This window comes from Nonomuraea rhodomycinica, assembly GCF_013363995.1.
Classification (GTDB): domain Bacteria; phylum Actinomycetota; class Actinomycetes; order Streptosporangiales; family Streptosporangiaceae; genus Nonomuraea; species Nonomuraea rhodomycinica.
On sequence record NZ_JABWGO010000057.1, the window covers coordinates 1 to 300 of the forward strand.

The 300-nt window shown below is 71.7% G+C and carries 1 pseudogene; it reads right to left on the minus strand.

Features of this window, described 5'->3' with window-relative positions:
• Window positions 1–225: pseudogene (locus HT134_RS44405) on the minus strand (hypothetical protein); the annotation flags it as partial.
• Between the last annotated feature and the right edge of the window lie 75 nt (window positions 226–300).

Consider the following 300-nt stretch of genomic DNA (forward strand, 5'->3'; position numbering starts at 1 on the left):
CGCGTGCGCGAGCGGCTCGATGGCGGCGGCGAGCCCGCTCTCCATCCGCTCGTACAGCTGCTCCGCCCTGGCCAGTGCCCCCTCCCGCCCCGGGGTGGCACGACGCAGCTCTCTTTCCCGCTGGGCGGCGGCCTGGCAGTCGCCCTCGGGACAGTACGCCTTGGGACGGCCTCTCCCCCGCCGCTGCTCGATCGGCGCCCCACAGTGCTGGCACGGCGTCACCACGGTGACTTCTCTGTTGATCTGTCGAGTGCTGGCATCACTGACCTGCGGTTCGCCAGTTGTGTCCGGGATGGGCCC